Source organism: Kitasatospora atroaurantiaca, from assembly GCF_007828955.1.
Taxonomy (GTDB): Bacteria; Actinomycetota; Actinomycetes; order Streptomycetales; family Streptomycetaceae; genus Kitasatospora; species Kitasatospora atroaurantiaca.
In genome coordinates this window covers 3,595,809-3,610,485 of record NZ_VIVR01000001.1, presented here as the reverse complement: position 1 = coordinate 3,610,485, position 14,677 = coordinate 3,595,809, and the positions used below count along the sequence as shown (strand labels likewise).

General features: G+C 71.1%; 16 protein-coding genes. 9 read left to right on the top strand and 7 right to left on the bottom strand.

All coding sequences use genetic code 11. From position 1 onward, the window contains the following. Nucleotides 1–83: 83 nt before the first annotated feature. Both FB465_RS16620 and FB465_RS16615 read left to right on the top strand, forming a co-directional pair. Nucleotides 84–383: a GYD domain-containing protein gene (locus FB465_RS16620; protein WP_145791541.1), complete on the top strand. Its 300-nt coding sequence runs from the start codon at nt 84–86 to the stop codon at nt 381–383. A 56-nt stretch (nt 384–439) separates the two neighbouring features. Further along, a complete protein-coding gene (locus FB465_RS16615) occupies nt 440–904 on the top strand; it encodes a hypothetical protein (protein WP_145791540.1) in 465 nt (154 codons plus the stop codon). Here the strand turns inward: FB465_RS16615 and FB465_RS16610 are convergent. Then, nucleotides 893–1,828: a helix-turn-helix domain-containing protein gene (locus FB465_RS16610; protein ID WP_246192689.1), complete on the bottom strand. Its 936-nt coding sequence runs from the start codon at nt 1,826–1,828 to the stop codon at nt 893–895. The two genes, FB465_RS16615 and FB465_RS16610, sit on opposite strands and share 12 nt — an antisense overlap. A gap of 97 nt (nt 1,829–1,925) precedes the next feature. Between FB465_RS16610 and FB465_RS16605 the strand changes: the two genes are divergently transcribed. Continuing rightward, nucleotides 1,926–3,422: an alpha/beta hydrolase gene (locus FB465_RS16605; RefSeq protein WP_145791538.1), complete on the top strand. Its 1,497-nt coding sequence runs from the start codon at nt 1,926–1,928 to the stop codon at nt 3,420–3,422. Between the two features lie 55 nt (nt 3,423–3,477). Here FB465_RS16605 and FB465_RS16600 read toward each other — a convergent pair whose 3' ends face one another. From FB465_RS16600 to FB465_RS37530, 4 genes are all read right to left on the bottom strand, one after another. Next, nucleotides 3,478–5,703, bottom strand: a complete 2,226-nt coding sequence (locus tag FB465_RS16600; protein ID WP_145791536.1) for an FtsX-like permease family protein — start codon at nt 5,701–5,703, stop codon at nt 3,478–3,480. Beyond that, entirely contained in the window at nt 5,700–6,398 is a 699-nt protein-coding gene (locus FB465_RS16595; RefSeq protein ID WP_145791535.1) for an ABC transporter ATP-binding protein, read from the bottom strand. The genes FB465_RS16600 and FB465_RS16595 overlap by 4 nt, the downstream gene beginning before the upstream one ends. Further along, nucleotides 6,395–6,919, bottom strand: a complete 525-nt coding sequence (locus FB465_RS16590) for a PadR family transcriptional regulator (RefSeq protein ID WP_145791533.1) — start codon at nt 6,917–6,919, stop codon at nt 6,395–6,397. Before FB465_RS16590 ends, FB465_RS16595 begins: the two co-directional genes overlap by 4 nt. Nucleotides 6,920–7,023: 104 nt before the next feature. Further along, nucleotides 7,024–7,152 (bottom strand): hypothetical protein, encoded by a 129-nt coding sequence (locus tag FB465_RS37530; protein WP_281292348.1) that lies wholly within the window; start codon nt 7,150–7,152, stop codon nt 7,024–7,026. A gap of 567 nt (nt 7,153–7,719) precedes the next feature. Here FB465_RS37530 and FB465_RS36995 point away from each other — a divergent pair. From FB465_RS36995 to FB465_RS37525, 3 genes are all read left to right on the top strand, one after another. Then, nucleotides 7,720–9,627, top strand: a complete 1,908-nt coding sequence (locus FB465_RS36995; RefSeq protein WP_246192688.1) for a putative Ig domain-containing protein — start codon at nt 7,720–7,722, stop codon at nt 9,625–9,627. A 143-nt stretch (nt 9,628–9,770) separates the two neighbouring features. Next, a complete protein-coding gene (locus tag FB465_RS16570; protein WP_145791531.1) occupies nt 9,771–10,202 on the top strand; it encodes a hypothetical protein in 432 nt (143 codons plus the stop codon). A 127-nt stretch (nt 10,203–10,329) separates the two neighbouring features. After that, complete coding sequence (locus FB465_RS37525) at nt 10,330–10,464, top strand: hypothetical protein (protein WP_281292347.1); 135 nt, start codon at nt 10,330–10,332, stop codon at nt 10,462–10,464. 2 nt (nt 10,465–10,466) lie between these two features. Here the strand turns inward: FB465_RS37525 and FB465_RS16565 are convergent, their stop codons facing one another. Next, complete coding sequence (locus tag FB465_RS16565; RefSeq protein ID WP_145791529.1) at nt 10,467–10,793, bottom strand: carboxymuconolactone decarboxylase family protein; 327 nt, start codon at nt 10,791–10,793, stop codon at nt 10,467–10,469. 347 nt (nt 10,794–11,140) lie between these two features. Between FB465_RS16565 and FB465_RS16560 the strand changes: the two genes are divergently transcribed. Both FB465_RS16560 and FB465_RS16555 read left to right on the top strand, forming a co-directional pair. Next, nucleotides 11,141–11,893 carry an SDR family oxidoreductase gene (locus tag FB465_RS16560; protein WP_145791526.1) on the top strand — a complete coding sequence of 251 codons (753 nt, stop codon included), beginning with the start codon at nt 11,141–11,143 and terminating at the stop codon, nt 11,891–11,893. Between the two features lie 86 nt (nt 11,894–11,979). Beyond that, entirely contained in the window at nt 11,980–12,996 is a 1,017-nt protein-coding gene (locus tag FB465_RS16555) for a sigma-70 family RNA polymerase sigma factor (protein ID WP_425461182.1), read from the top strand. 112 nt (nt 12,997–13,108) lie between these two features. On the opposite strand, the gene FB465_RS16550 is transcribed toward FB465_RS16555, so the two are convergent. Further along, nucleotides 13,109–13,714, bottom strand: coding sequence for a TetR/AcrR family transcriptional regulator (locus tag FB465_RS16550; protein ID WP_145791522.1), 606 nt, complete (start codon nt 13,712–13,714; stop codon nt 13,109–13,111). Nucleotides 13,715–13,795: 81 nt separating this feature from the next. On the opposite strand from FB465_RS16550, the gene FB465_RS16545 reads away from it, so the two are divergent. Beyond that, the gene (locus FB465_RS16545) at nt 13,796–14,641 is read left to right on the top strand and encodes an SDR family oxidoreductase (RefSeq protein WP_145791520.1); all 846 of its coding nucleotides are present in this window, start codon (nt 13,796–13,798) and stop codon (nt 14,639–14,641) included. The last annotated feature ends 36 nt before the right edge of the window (nt 14,642–14,677 follow it).

The window sequence follows — 14,677 nt, the reverse complement described above, 5'->3', positions numbered from 1 at the left end:
CGTCGCGCAGGCGTGTTCCTTTGTGGCGCGGGGCCGGAATTGATGAGGGTCGCAAGGATCTCGTCCACGGAATCGAGGAAGTCATGCCGACCTACGTAGTCCTGGTGAACTGGACGGATCAGGGAATCCGGACGTACCCGGAGACCACCCAGCGGGCCGAGGCCTTCTCCGGGATGGTGGAGAAGCTCGGGGGAAAGGTCGTCAGCCTCTTCTGGACGATCGGCCCCTACGACATCGTGACGGTGGTCGAGGCCCCGGACGATGCGACGATCACCGCCGGACTCCTGCGGGTGTGCGCGCTCGGCAACATCCGGACCACGACGCTGCGGGCGTTCGGCCGGGACGAGATGCAGAGCATCGTCACCAAGGCCACTGCAGGCTGACGTCACCCCCGGAGTACCGTCTGCCCCGAAGCTGGCGACGGGCCGAGGGGGAAGCCATGACGTTCCTGCAGTCGAAGGTGGAGTGCAACGACCTGATACGGGTCGTGATCACCGAATCGCCTGGCTCGCAGCTGCTGAGGGCGACGGTCGAGGAGGTGTACTCGGCACGAGTCTTCGACGTCGGCCCGGGCGCGCAGATCGAATTCATCGGCAAGCCGGCCCACTTCGGACAGGTGGCGCTCGACGTCGGGGAACGCGCCCTCCTCTTCATCTCCCGGATTTCCGGGAGATGGTACGAGGACAGCTGGGCAGGCGACCTGCCGGTCGAAGAGATCGATGGCGCGCTGTACGCGCTCTACCGGCATCCCTATGCGGCGATCCGCGCCTCCGAGGTCGTCCCGGCCGAGCTCCGGGACAGTTGCCGGCCGCATCCGGACCGGTCGACCACCACCTGCTTCGACTTCGCGGTGATGGAGTCCTATCTCAAGGGGCTCATCGCGACTGCCCGGTCAGGGGGCTGAGCGGGCGACCTGGCTGTCCAGGGCGGTGTGGAGCCAGTAGTGGGCGGTGCCCATGTTCGGTTCCGGTGGACCGGACGGTGAGGCGGACAGCTCCTTGGTGAGTTGCCAGTAGCGGGCCATGACGGGATCGGCGGTCTGCGCGAGCACCCCGCTGAGCTGCCGACGGAAGTCGGGGGTGTCCCGCAGGCCGCGCGCGCGGGCATGGGCGGAGACGAAGCAGTCGAGTGCCCCGTCCTCGTGCGGTGGCCGCTGCGCCCGCAGGTTCGCCGAGGCCAGCGCGTACGCCTCGCCGAGACCCTCGTACAGCACGGCCGGGCGGAGGTCCCCCTCGTGGTTGCGGGCTGTGGACCGGCAGTTCTCGGTGTGGCGGAGCGCCTCCGAGGCCAGGGCGTGCAGCCGGGCGAAGGTCAGTACCTGGGCGGGGGTCGGGTCTGCAGGGGGTTGCGGAACCGCCTCGTCGAGGATCGCGGACACCAGCCTCGCCGGCAGCCGGGCCGGCAGCACTCCACGCCAGAAGCGCGCCAGTGCGGCCGTACTGGGCGGGGCGGAGACGGCGCCGATCAGGCGCAGGCGGTCGGGGCGTTCCTCGACGGTGCAGTCCCGGATCAGCTGCAGGGCGGCTTCGCGCCAGCGCAGGGATGCCAGTTGTGAGCCGAGCTCCTTCAACTGCCCCGCGATGGCGTCCTCCAGCGCATCCTCCCGGTCGAGGATGCGGCCCACCTCCGAGACCGGCAGGTCGAGGGTGCGCAGCGAGCGGATCAGGCGGAGCTGGTCGAGCGCCTCGGGACCGTACCGGCGATGGCCCCCGGCGCTGCGGGCGGCCTCGGGAAGCAGTCCGCGATCGGAGTAGAAGCGGACGGTCTTGACGGTCACGCCCGCGTGCTCGGCGAGCTCTCCGATGCTCCACAGGTCGGCAGGGAACAAGACTTGAACCTCCCTCAGGGGGAGTTCCTACCGTACCCGTGAGCGCGGACGGCGGGTGAGGCCGACCGCGCGTACCGAGGTATGCGAGGAGGCGGTCATGACGGCGTTCGTGCTGGTGTCGGAGAGCTTCACCGGCGGTTGGATCTGGCAGGAGGTGGCGGCTCGGCTGCGGGAGTCGGGATCCGAGGTGCACCCGGTGACGCTCACGGGCATGGGGGACGGCCGCGAGCCGGCCGGGCCCGGCACGGACCTGGAGACGCACATCGAGGATCTGCTGCAGGTGATCGACCGGGTGGACGCGCCGGAGGTGGTGATCGTCGGCCACGGCTACGGCATCCACCCGGTCCTGGGCGCGGCCGACCGGCGCCCGGAGCGGATCACCCGCATCGTCTTCCTGGACGCGGGCATGCCCCAGAACGGCGACTCGGCGTTCGCGCTGGTGCCCGACCAGGCGGCCCGCGAACAGCTGCTGAACCCGGCCGCGGACGACTCCCTGATCGCGCCGCCGCTCGGCGAGTGGCAGCGCTGGGGCAGCACCGCCGGCATCTCCGCCGACGGGCTGGCCCGGCTGGACCGCCTTGCCGTACCGCAGCCGTCGGGCACCCTCACCCAGCCGCTGCGGCTGTCGGGGGCGCTCGCCTGGCTGCCGACGACCGGCGTCTTCTGCACCGCCAACGGGATGAACATCGCCATGATCGAGACGCTGGTGGCAGCGGGGCCGCCGCAGTTCCAGGCGCTCGCCGACCCCAGGGTGAGCTTCTTCGAGCTCGAGACCGGGCACTGGCCGATGCTCTCCGCCCCCGACGAGCTGGCCGAGGTGCTGCTCCGAGCGGCCGCGGGCGAGGGTCACCGGGTGAATGCGGTGCCGGCCGAGCGGCCGACCTGGCTCCAACCGTTCCTCATGGACCTGCCGGAGCGTCCTCGCGAGCGGGTGGGACGCGTCGACCTCTACCTGCCGGACACCGACCAGCCGCGTCCGGCGGTGGTGTTCGTCCACGGCGGCCCGGTCTCCCCCGACGTGCAGCCCACGCCTCGAGACTGGCCGACCTACGTCGGCTACGGCCGGTACGCGGCGAGTCTCGGCGTGGTGGGCGTGACGGTGGATCACCGGCTGCACGCCCTGACCGACTACGCGCGTGCCGCCGAGGACGTCGCCGCGGCCGTCGAGCTCGTACGGGCCGATCCGCGCGTCGACGGGGAGCGCGTCGCGCTGTGGTTCTTCTCCGGCGGAGGGCTGTTGTCGGCCGACTGGTTCGCGGCGCCCCCGCCGTGGCTGCGGTGTGTGGCGGCGAACTACCCCGTGCTCGCCCCACTGCCGAGCTGGCGGATGGTGGACTCCCGCTTCCGCCCCGCAGCCGCCGTGAGCTCTGCAGGGGACCTGCCGATCGTGCTGACCCGGGCGGGGTTGGAGCGCGGGGAGATCGCGGCGACGGTCGAGGAGTTCCTGACCGCCGCCGAGGGTTGCAAGGCCGAGGTCGAGGTCATCGACGTGCCGCTCGGCCACCACGGCTTCGAGACGGTCGACCGCACCGAGCAGTCGCGCGACGCCGTGGAGCGCGCGGTGCGATCCGTCCTGGGGCACCTGCAGAGCTGAGCCCTTCCCCCGGACGGCTGTACGGCCGTCCGGGGGAAGGGCTACCGTCGGCGCGTCAGCCGTTCCGCGCGGTCTCCGGGCCGGTGAGCCGTTTGAGCAGCGGGAGTGTCGAGGCGATGATCCCGAGCGACGCGACGATCCCGCCGGCGACGAGCACGAAGTAGACCGCCCCCGGGGACACCAGGTCGTAGTGCATCTGCGACTTGAGGAACAGGTGTGCCGCGAGGAATCCCGTCCCGGTCGCGACCACGGCGACGGACAGCAGCGGGAGGGCGCTCTCCAGTCCGATCACCCGGCGCAGCATGCCGAGCGGGACGCCGGTGAGCCGCAGCATCGCGAACGGGCGTTTGCGGTCGGAGAGTCCGGCGACCACGCTCACCGCCAGGCTGCAGCCGGCGATGGGCAGGGTGGTGAGGATCACCACGTTGGCCAGCTGCCGCCAGCCGGCCAGCTGCTGCTGCAGGCTGGAGCCACGGTCGAGGACCATCCTGCTCGGGTACCGGGGGTACGCCCGCGTCATGAGGGTCCTGGCCTGCTCCATGGCCGCCGTCGAGCCGTCGGTCGTTGTATAGGTGAGCCTGACCGGCAGGTGGGCCAGCTCCTCGGCGGAGATCGGCACGGTGGGCCACTGAGCGTCGCTCGCGGACCGGAGGTCGTAGAAGCGGTACAGCGGGACCGCCGCGACACCGGCGCCGGCCGGGCAGTGACCGAGCACGGCCGTACGAGCGAGGTCGGAGCACAGCACCAGTGCGGGGGCCTGGCCACGCGGGTCCTGGTCGGCCCCGATGCCCGCCGGGTTGGCGTGCACCACCGTCACGCTCTTGACGCCGGGAATCGCGTGCATCTCGGTCATCAGCCGCTCCGGCAGCGCGTCGGCCAACGGCGGGTCCTCGATCCACCCGCCGTGGACCACGGACGAGCGGGTGCCCGGATCTCCGCTGAGCGCACCCCGGTTGACGTTGATCGTCCCGATGATCCCGACGGTCGCACTGGTGACGAACAGGGCCAGCACCAGTCCGCTGACGGACCGGAAGCCCGCCTTCGGGTCGTCCGCGAGCCGTCGCACGGCGATCAGCGTGGCCGGCCGGCCGGTGCGCAGGGCCACCGCCCGGGCGGCGGACATGGTGATCCACGGGCCGGCGGTCACCAGGCCGGCCATGACCAGGAGGAAGCCGGTGAGGTACGCCTGGGTCTGTCCGGCCGTGGTTTCCGGCCGCCGGCCGACGAAGTAGGCGAGTTCACCGATGCCAGCCAGCAGCGGGAGCAGCCGCCAGGCCCTCGGCGGGCGCGGTGTCACCCGCCGGGCGACACCGAGCGGCGAGATGGTGACCCGCCGCAGCGCGAGCCGCGCCGCCACCGCCGCCGCCACCGGCACACCCAGCGCGACCGCCGTGACCTGGCCCGCGGTGAGCGTCAGATCGCCGGCGAAGAAGCGGTCACCGGTGAACGGGACGGTCGCCACCACCGGGCGGAGCAGGAGGAACAGGCCGAAACCGACCACCGCGCCGACGGTGGCGGCCAATGTCGACTCCACCGCCGAGATCAGCGAGACCTGCCCGGGTGTGGCGCCGACCAGCCGCATCGCGGCGTAGCGCTGCTCGCGGCGGGCAGCGGAGAGGCGGGTCGCGGTGCCGATGAAGATGGCCACCGGGAAGATCAGTGCGCCGGCCACGACGGAGAGGATGAGCGTCATGGCGTCGCCGCGTACGCCGTTGCCCGGGCAGTCCGAGCAGGAGATGCCGGGAAACGTGGTGGCGATGGCGGTGACCCGGCTGACCTCGGGCAGGGTTGAGAGCTGGTCAGGGGTACGGCCGATGACGGCGATCAGCGAGTCCGGGGACGGCAGCGCGGCCGAGCCGATCTCCCCGGCCAAGGTGCGGGGGAAGCGGTCGCCGAGCTGGTCGGCCGGGGTGGAGCGGATCAGCTTCGCGAGTGCCGGTGAGGCGTAGTACTCGTCGGGCGCGGGCAGCTTCGCAAGGCCGGGCGGGATCGGGGCGGTCGGGCCGGTCGGGGCGACGTCCACCGAGGTGATCTCCCGGCCGTCGAAGTAGTCCCTGTGGTACCGCCACAGCATGGGGTCGACCGGAGCCGTGGCGGTGTTGGTCACCGAGCCGGAGTTGAGCCACAGCTGCCGGGAGTTGGTCCGGTCGACGGCGTTGATGCTCGCCAGGGTGGACAGCAGCAGGCCGACCCCGATCGCCACGGCGGCCGCGATGATGACCAGCCGGGCCAGAGCCTCTTTCCCGCCGCTCAGGGTGAGGCGGAGAGCGAACCGGATCACGAGGCGATCCGATCCGGTGACAGCGAGGTCGCCCTTCCGTCGCGGACGATCGCCTCGCGGTCGGCGTAGGCGGCCACCCGGGCCTCGTGGGTGACCAGGACGACGGTGGTGCCCTGCTCGCGGGCCGCGCCCACCATCAGGTCCATGACGTGCTCGCCGGTGAGCGAGTCCAGCGCCCCGGTCGGCTCGTCGGCGAACAGCACCTGCGGGCGCGCGACCAGGCCGCGGGCCAGCGCGACCCGCTGCGCCTGACCCCCCGACAGCTCGCCGGACCTGCGCTGCTCCAGCCCGTCGAGGCCGAGCCGCCCGAACCAGGGCCTGGCCTCCTTCAGGGCCGTCGCCCGGCGGGTGCCACCCAGCAACAGGGGTAAGGCGACGTTCTCCTCGGCGGTCAACTCGGGGACGAGCTGGCCGAACTGGAACACGAAACCGAAGCGGTCGCGCCGCAGGGCGCTGCGCTCCGCCTCCGACATGGTGTCGATCCGGCGGCCGTCGAAGTGGACCTCGCCGGAACCGGGGGTGAGGATGCCGGCCAGGCAGTGCAGCAGCGTCGACTTGCCCGAACCGCTCGGGCCCATGACCGCCAGGATCTCGCCGGCGGCCACCGACAGGCCGGCGCCCCGGAGGGCCGGGGTCTCGCCGAAGGAGAGCTCGATGTCGCGCGCCTCGAGGAAGGGGTGCGTACGAGAGGTCATGAGCGCACCGCCTCCGCCAGGGCGTCCAGCCGGGCGGCGGTCAGGTCGATCCACCGCAGGTCGGCTTCGAGATGGAACAGGCCGTGGTCGGCCAGCAGCGCGTCCACCAGCGCACCGGTGCGCCGGAGTTCGGTCAGCTCGCGCATCCGCTTCATGTGGGCGGCGCGCTGGGTGTCGAGGTACTGCTCCGCCGAGCGGCCGAGCATCAGGGCCAGCACGACCTTGGTGAAGAGCACCGTCTGAAGGTTCGGCTCAGCAGGGACCGGCTCGGCGAGCCAGGTCTCGAACTCGGTCACCCCCGCATCGGTGATGACGTAGCGCTTGCGATCGGGCCCGTCGCCCGGCTCCGCCTCGCCCGTCACCACCTTGCCGTCCCGGGCCAACCGGCCGAGCGTGGCGTAGACCTGACCGAACGGCAGGGGCTTGCCCCGGCCGAAGAAGGCGTCGTAGTCGCGCTTGAGGTCGTAGCCGTGGCTCGGCTCCCGCTCAAGCAGCCCCAGAAGGGTCAAAGGAACACTCATGAGACGACCATACACTGAGCGTATACTCGTCGTATATACATGCCGAGTGCAGTGACTTCACCAGGCCCTCGATGTCCTTCTCCTCGGCGGGCCGGTTGAGTGGGTCACCGGGTGAAGGCGCCGACGTTCTCGTGGGCCCACTGCCGGAAGGTGAGGGCGCGCTCGACCTGGAGGCTGTGGCTCGCGAGCGGGTCGTCCTCGGCGCCGGGGCCGACGACCGAGGACAAGTACATCACCGCCGACTGGACGGAGCGCGAAGGTCTGGAGTTCGCCCGCCTCATGCTCGAATACGTCGACTCCCAGAACGCCCTCCGTCACCGCGCCCCGGACAAGGACGCCTCCCGCTGAACCGTCCCGGCCGGCTCTGGGAAAAACCGCTGACATTCCGTTGAAAATGTTGTAACAGTCATCCTGAAATGTATTCAGTGAATAGCTACACGCGTTGACTGCGGCCCTCATATTGGGCCTGACCTGCGGAAACCATTTCTTTAACATTTCCTTAGGCCCATCCATTGACCGCCGTTCACCGGCTCTGGTTTGCTTCAGCCCTGCAGGCGGCGGACCAGCCCCATATGATGACGAGTCCTCAACTCCCTGGTCTGCACCAAGTCGGTTCCGTTCTCCTTGTGCGGAGGGGCGGAGGGTAGCTCGGCGGAATGCTTTTCCGGCTTTCCGCTTCTCTCCGTTGTGCGGATTTCCCGGCGTACTCGTGCGAAATGCCGCCGGCCTGTGTCCATCCAAAGGATCACCCGTCGCTCACCAGCGTCCGGGTGGTCGGCATGAGAGAGGCACCCTCACCCATGGGTAATTCCCCCACCACCCGCCGTGCGAGATTCGGGGCGCTGACCGGCGCCGTCTCACTCGCACTCGCCGTAGGCGGCCTCACCGCCGCGGCAGTCCCCGCGCAGGCCAGCCCCGCGCCGCTCACCTCAGCCGCGCAGGGCGGCCCCAAGAACCCGTACAGCCCGGCGTACCAGCACGGATACCGGCACGGTGTGGTTCCGACCGTCGAGCTGAACACCAAGATGCACGGCTGGGACGCGAGCCACTCGGCCAACGCCGCCACCGGGCAGCAGACGCTGTCCTACGGCGGGGGCGTCGACGGCATCGGCGTCCAGAGCGGCCACTCCAAGGTCTACCTGGTGTTCTACGGAAACCAGTGGGGCACCCAGGGCACCGATGCCAACGGCAACGCGACCTTCACCGGTGACGCGAACGGTGCCGCGGCCGCCACCCAGAACATGTTCAAGGGCATCGGCACCAACAACGAGACGTGGTCGGCCGACCTGACCCAGTGGTGCGACGGCCCGAACGTGGCCACCGGCGCGACCAGTTGCCCCGCGAACGCCAACTTCATCCCGTACCAGGCCGGCGGCGTGCTCTCCGGCGTGTGGTACGACAACGCGGCCGCCTCGCCGAGCTCGGCGACCGGCCACCAACTGGCCGTGGAGGCCGTCAACGCGGCCGCGCACTTCGGCAACACCACGGCCGCCTCGAACCGGAACGCGTACTACGTCATCCTGTCGCCGCACGGCACCAACCCGGACAACTACCAGAGCCCCACCCAGGGTTACTGTGCCTGGCACGACTGGAACGGCGACACCACGCTGAGCGGTGGGGGTGCGGCTTCCTCGCCGTACGGTGACATCGCGTTCAGCAACCAGCCGTACAACATCGACATGGGTGCGGGCTGCGGCGTCGGCTTCATCAACTCGCCCGGCACCCTTGACGGCTGGACCATGACCCTCGGCCACGAGTGGCAGGAGATGATGTCCGACCAGAACCCGGCGGGCGGCTGGACCAACCACACCGGGAGCTCCTACAACGGTCAGGAGAACTCCGACGAGTGCGCCTGGCTGAAGGCGGGCACCACCGGCGGCGCGGCCAACATCACCTTCGCCACCGGCACCTTCGCCGAGCAGGCCAGCTGGTCCAACGACACCAACTCCTGCGCCATCTCGCACGCGATCCTCACCCACGGCAACACGGTCACCGTGACCAGCCCGGGCAACCAGAGCGGCACCGTCGGTACGGCGGCCGGCCTGCAGGTCAGCGCCACGGACTCGGCCTCCGGCCAGACCCTCACCTACTCGGCCACCGGTCTGCCGGCCGGCCTGTCGATCTCGTCCAGCGGCCTGATCTCCGGTACTCCGACCACCGCGGGCACCTCCAACGTCACCGTCACCGCGACGGACGGCACCGGCGCCTCCGGCTCGGCCTCCTTCAGCTGGACGGTCAGCGGCAGCGGCGGCGGCTGCACCGCCTCCCAGCTGCTCGGCAACACCGGCTTCGAGACCGGCTCGGCGGCGCCGTGGACCGCCTCCTCCGGCGTGATCTCCAACTCCGCCTCCGAGGCCGCCCACTCCGGCTCGTGGAAGGCCTGGCTGGACGGCTACGGCAGCACCCACACCGACACCCTCTCGCAGACCGTCACCATCCCGGCCGGCTGCCGGGCCACCCTCTCCTTCTGGCTCCACATCGACACCGCCGAGACCGGCAGCACCGCCTACGACAAGCTGACCGTCCAGGCCGACTCCACCACCCTCGCCACGTACTCCAACGTGAACGCGGCATCGGGCTACGTGCAGAAGACCTTCGACCTCTCCAGCTACGCAGGTCAGACCGTCACCCTGAAGTTCACCGGCACCGAGGACTCCTCGCTGAAGACCAGCTTCGTGATCGACGACACCGCGCTGAACGTCTCCTGACGCTCAACAGCACCTGAACGCACCGGGGTGGGCCGAAAGCCCGCCCCGGTGCCGTAGTTCTCGGGGGATCCGCTCGCCGGCCTCGTGCGTCCGATCCGTGTCGGCCGAGATGCGGGCACTCGGGGGAGGAGATGGAGACACTCATGACCATGAAGAGAATCGCCGCGGTGGGCTTCGCCCTCCTGGGACTGGCCGGATGCGGCTCGACCGCCACGGTCCCGGCCGGCTCCTCCTCGGCGTCGCCGAGCCAGGCGGTGGTCGCCCTGGACGAGCATGCCGACCGCACCACGGTCACCGTCGGCGTCGGCACGACGATCCGGGTCGACCTGCACAGTACGTACTGGTCCGCCGTCGCCAGCTCGGCGCCGCAGCTGGTCCAGCCGACCGGCGCTCCCTCGTCCTCGGCATCCCCGTCCTGCCGCCCGGGGGGCGGCTGCGGCACGGTCAGCAGCACCTTCCTGGCCCGCGCGGCGGGTTCGGCCCAGTTGACCTCGCAGCGCAGCAGCTGCGGGGAGGCGAAGCCCTGCACCTCCGACCAGGGCACGTTCACCGTCACGATCAAGGTCACGGGCTGACTGCGACCACGAAACGACGAAGGCCCCGACGGCGTGGCGACTGCGGTGTCTCTGCGAGCACCAGCTTGGCTCCGAGGCCCGTCCCGACCTCGTCGGCGTGCGCGGACGGCATCGACAGACGCCATCGATGCCGTCCGCGCACGCCCATAGCGGCCGCGGCGTCCACCGCTCCGTCCGTGCCCTCGAACGCGCCGTCTGCGCCTGGGGCGCCAACCGGTTCCTCGACTCACTCGCCGCAGCCCGACGGATCGAGGGCACGTGACACTAGGCCTCGGCCTCGGCCTCAGCCTCGGCCACGGCGATGGCGATGCCGAGGGCCTCGGTGATGTGGGTGGCCGCGGACATGACGCGGGCGGTGCCCACGATGGGCGCGATCGCGACCAGGATGTCCTGCAGCTGCCTCGGTGTGAGGTTGGCCTTGGCGGCCGCGTCGATGTGGGCGAGGTAGGACACCGCTGGTGCGTCCATGGCGGCGAGAGCCGCGATGCGGGTGAGGATGAGCATGTCCGCGGACAGCCCGCATCGCTCGACCGAGTCGAGGGTCATGGCTGCGAGGGTGTCCAGGACAGGGGTGTCGGATGTTGTGGCCATGCTGAACCATCTCCTGGTGATGTGTGCCCGATGTGCACAGGCGGCGGGGCGGCACCCGTTGCGTCGAGCTCCTGCCTTCGACGCTAGGGACCTTCCGGCCCGACTGCATCCCGGCGCTGCCGCGGACCGCGATCACGACCGTGGGTCGGCGGCTTCCCACGGCCGGGACGGGCCGTGACGCCGCAGATCTCGACCGAGACCGAGACCGAGACCGAGCCCGGGACGGCGACGCGACGAAGGCTTCGGGAGGATGCGGCGCGCGGCGATGATTCCTGCCGGCGCATCGAGTCCTTATCAGTGAGGGCCGCGACACCCGCGGGCCACAGACACTGATCAAGGAGTTCGGAATGCCCACGCAGGACATCGCCGGAACGACGGCACTCGTCACCGGAGCGAGCAGGGGGTTCGGCCGCGGCATCGCCGTCGCGCTCTCCCAGGCCGGCGCCCAGGTCGTGGGGGTCGCTCGCGACCGGGCGCAGCTGGAGGACGTCCGGGCGCAGCTCGGCGACACGTTCACCCCGGTGGTCGCGGACGTGACCGACCCCGTTGTGGCCGGTCGCCTGATCGACCGGTACCGGCCGCGCACGCTCGTGCTCAACGCGGGAGCGAGCCCGCTCTCCCGCCCGATCCACCGGCACACCTGGGAGACCTTCAGCCGGAATTGGGAGGTCGACGTCAAGCACGCGTTCCACTGGATCCGTGAGGCTCTGCTCGCCCCCCTCGCTCCCGGCAGCACGGTGATCGCCTTCTCCAGCGGCGCCGCGCTCAACGGCTCGCCGATCAGCGGGGGCTACGCCGGGGCCAAGGCCGCGATCAGGTTCGTCGCCGCGTACGCCGGCGAGGAGTCGCAGCGCGAGGGCCTCGGCATCAGGTTCGTCTCGGTGCTCCCCAAGCTCACCCCGGCCACCGGCCTGGGGGAGGCCGCCGTGGCGGCGTACGCGGCCCGCGCCGGCGTCGACATCCCCACCTTCCTCGACCGGCTCGGAACGACCCTCACCCCCGAGCAGGTCGGCAAGGCCGTCCTCGACCTCGCCGCCGACCCCGGTCACGACCGGGCCGCCTATCTGCTCGCCGCCGAGGGTCTGAGCGCGCTGGGCTGACCCGGAGCGATGAGTTTCGACAGGCCCGCGTGGCCGCTACGGGGACATGCAGCACCTGCACCGACCCGCGGGCCGAAGGAGGCAGGATGACAGGAACAGCGAGTGCGCGATTGGTGCGCCGGACGGACGGGGTGAGGCCGATGGCCGACGACCGCGAGGAGTTCACCCGGCTCACTGCGGTCTATCGGCCGGAGCTGCTGGTGCACTGCTACCGCATGCTCGGATCGATCCACGACGCGGAGGACCTCGTCCAGGAGACGTATCTGCGAGCCTGGCGTGCGTACGACCGCTTCGAGGGCCGGTCCTCGCTGCGCGTCTGGCTCTACCGGATCGCCACCAACGCCTGCCTGACCGCCCTCCGGCACCGAAGCACCCGCCTTCTGCCCTCCGGACTCGCCGGCCCGAGCGAGGATCCGGAGCAGCCGCTCGTCCTCGCCAGGCCCGGCGTCGAGTGGCTGGAGCCGCTCGCCGATCCGGCGGTCATCGCCGCCACCCGCGGCAGCGTCCGGCTCGCGCTGATCAGCGCGCTGCAGCATCTGCCCCCGAGGCAGCGGGCGGTGCTGATCCTCCGCGATGTGCTGGTCTGGCGGGCCTCGGAGGTCGCGGAGCTGCTCGACACCACGACGGCCGCCGTCAACAGCGCCCTCCAGCGCGCCCGATCGCAGCTCGAACGAGAAGCGCCCCGGGAGGAGGAGGTCGCCGAACCCGCCGAGCCGGAGCACCGAAGGCTGATCGACCGGTACGCCACGGCCTTCGAACAGGCCGACATCGACGGCCTGCTGCGGCTGCTGCGCGAGGACGTGGCGCTGGAGATGCCGCCGCACCTGACCTGGTTCCGCGGCCGCGAGGCGGTCGGCCGCTTCATCGGCAGCAGGGTCCTCGGCGGCCCGGGCGTCAACCGGATGGTCCCCACCACGGCGAACGGCCAGCCGGCGTTCGCCGTCTACCGGCGCGAGGAGGACGGGCTCCACCACGCGCACGGCCTCCAGGTGGTCACCGTCACCTCCACCGGCATCGCCCGGATCGTCACCTTCCTGGAGCCGGACCTGCTCACAGCATTCGGCCTGAGCCCGACCCTCTCCCCGCGACGGCCTCCGGCCTGACGGCTGATCACCTCACGCCGCTGCGGTCCGGCTTCCGGACCGCAGAGGGAGCATGCGCGCCAGGCCGCCGACCCGGCCACCCGGCCTGCGGGCGCCCGGTGCCGGTACGTGGTCAAGGGGTCCGGTCGGGGGCCTTCAGGGAGTCGAGCCAGTGGATGAGCCGGGTGCCCTGGCGGGTCATGATGTCCGGGTCGCGCAGGGCGTTGGCCAGGAGTGACATGCCCTGGTAGGCGGAGACCAGGGTGACGGCGAGGTCGTCCGGGTCGGGCAGGTCCAGGGCGCGGAACTGGTGCCCGGCCCAGTCGAGCAGCCGCCGGATCACTGCGCCGGCTTCCGCGTCGAGGGTCCCGTCCGCGCGCTTGTCGAGTTCGACGGCCAGGGTGCCCGTGGGGCAGCCGTAGCGGGCGGCGATGTCGCGCCGGCCGACCCAGGCTTCGATCAGGCCCTTGAGGCGTTCGAGCGGGTCGGACAACTGGTCCAGCCGGCCGGTCAGTTCGTCCAGGTGTGCGGTGTGCTCGGACAGCGCGGCCTGGACCAGTTCGTCCTTGGTCTTGAAGTAGTAGTAGACGTTCCCGACCGGGACGTCGGCCACGCGCGCGATGTCGGCGAGGGTGGTCCGTTCGACGCCCTGCTCGTGCAGCACCTGGGCTGCCGCGGCCGTGAGCCGTCGGCGCTTGTCGGCCGCCCGCGCTGCCCGGGGCTTCACTGAGTCAGTCACCCAACCAACTATAGACAGCACCCCGGAGGTCCGTGTTAGCGTCTTACCAAGTCAGCCAACTAACTCATTTGGGGGATTGCCATGATCGTCGTGACGGGTGCGACCGGCAACATCGGGCGGACGCTGGTGCCGCTGCTGGCCGAGGCGGGCGAGGAGGTCGTGGCCGTCTCGCGCCGGCCGGAGCCCGCCGGGCTTCCGGCGGGCGTCCGGCACGCCCGGGCCGACCTCGGGGACGCCGCGAGCATGCGGCCGGTCCTCGATGGCGCCGATGCCTTCTTCATCCTGCTGGGCGGCGAGCTCAACGGCCGCGGCGAGAGCCCGAAGGCCCTGCTGGAAGCGGCCGAGGCCGCCGGCGTCAAGCGGCTCGTCCTGCTCTCCTCCCAGCTCAACTCCACACGCCCTGAGGCTCTTTCGCACACCCGCCTGCGCGAGTTCGAGGATGCCGTGCGCGCGTCCGGACCGGATTTCACCATCCTTCGCCCGGCCGGTTTCGCCTCCAACGCCTTCGCCTGGGCCGAGGCGGTCCGCACGAAGCGCACGGTCTTCGCCCCGTTCGGAGATGTGGCGCTGCCCGTCATCGACCCGGCGGACATCGCCGAGGTCGCCGCTGCCGCGCTGCGCGACGAAGGCCACGCGGGCCGTACGTACGAGCTGACCGGCCCCGAGGCGATCGGCCCGCGTCGGCAGGCTGCGGTGATCTCCGAGGCTCTGGGCGAGGAGATCGGCTTCAGGGAGCTCTCCCGCGAGGAGGCCCACGCCCACATGGCGCAGTTCATGCCGGAGGAGGTCATCGGCGGCACCCTGGACGTCCTCGGGGTCCCGCTCCCGGCCGAGCAGGTGATCAGCCCCGACGTGGAGAACGTCCTCCACCGTCCGGCCAGGTCCTTCGGCGAATGGGTGGCGCGCAACCTGCCCGCCTTCCGGTAGAACCCGCTCCGGGCGAGCGGCGGACGCCCGAGCGCT

Coding starts and splice junctions, on each gene's coding strand:
- FB465_RS16620 (WP_145791541.1), top strand. CDS start 84: ATGCCGACCTACGTAGTCCTGGTGAACTGGACGGATCAGGGAATCCGG.
- FB465_RS16615 (WP_145791540.1), top strand. CDS start 440: ATGACGTTCCTGCAGTCGAAGGTGGAGTGCAACGACCTGATACGGGTC.
- FB465_RS16605 (WP_145791538.1), top strand. CDS start 1,926: ATGACGGCGTTCGTGCTGGTGTCGGAGAGCTTCACCGGCGGTTGGATC.
- FB465_RS16595 (WP_145791535.1), bottom strand. CDS start 6,398: ATGACCTCTCGTACGCACCCCTTCCTCGAGGCGCGCGACATCGAGCTC.
- FB465_RS16590 (WP_145791533.1), bottom strand. CDS start 6,919: ATGAGTGTTCCTTTGACCCTTCTGGGGCTGCTTGAGCGGGAGCCGAGC.
- FB465_RS37530 (WP_281292348.1), bottom strand. CDS start 7,152: ATGTACTTGTCCTCGGTCGTCGGCCCCGGCGCCGAGGACGACCCGCTC.
- FB465_RS36995 (WP_246192688.1), top strand. CDS start 7,720: ATGGGTAATTCCCCCACCACCCGCCGTGCGAGATTCGGGGCGCTGACC.
- FB465_RS16570 (WP_145791531.1), top strand. CDS start 9,771: ATGACCATGAAGAGAATCGCCGCGGTGGGCTTCGCCCTCCTGGGACTG.
- FB465_RS37525 (WP_281292347.1), top strand. CDS start 10,330: ATGCCGTCCGCGCACGCCCATAGCGGCCGCGGCGTCCACCGCTCCGTC.
- FB465_RS16565 (WP_145791529.1), bottom strand. CDS start 10,793: ATGGCCACAACATCCGACACCCCTGTCCTGGACACCCTCGCAGCCATG.
- FB465_RS16560 (WP_145791526.1), top strand. CDS start 11,141: ATGCCCACGCAGGACATCGCCGGAACGACGGCACTCGTCACCGGAGCG.
- FB465_RS16555 (WP_425461182.1), top strand. CDS start 11,980: ATGACAGGAACAGCGAGTGCGCGATTGGTGCGCCGGACGGACGGGGTG.
- FB465_RS16545 (WP_145791520.1), top strand. CDS start 13,796: ATGATCGTCGTGACGGGTGCGACCGGCAACATCGGGCGGACGCTGGTG.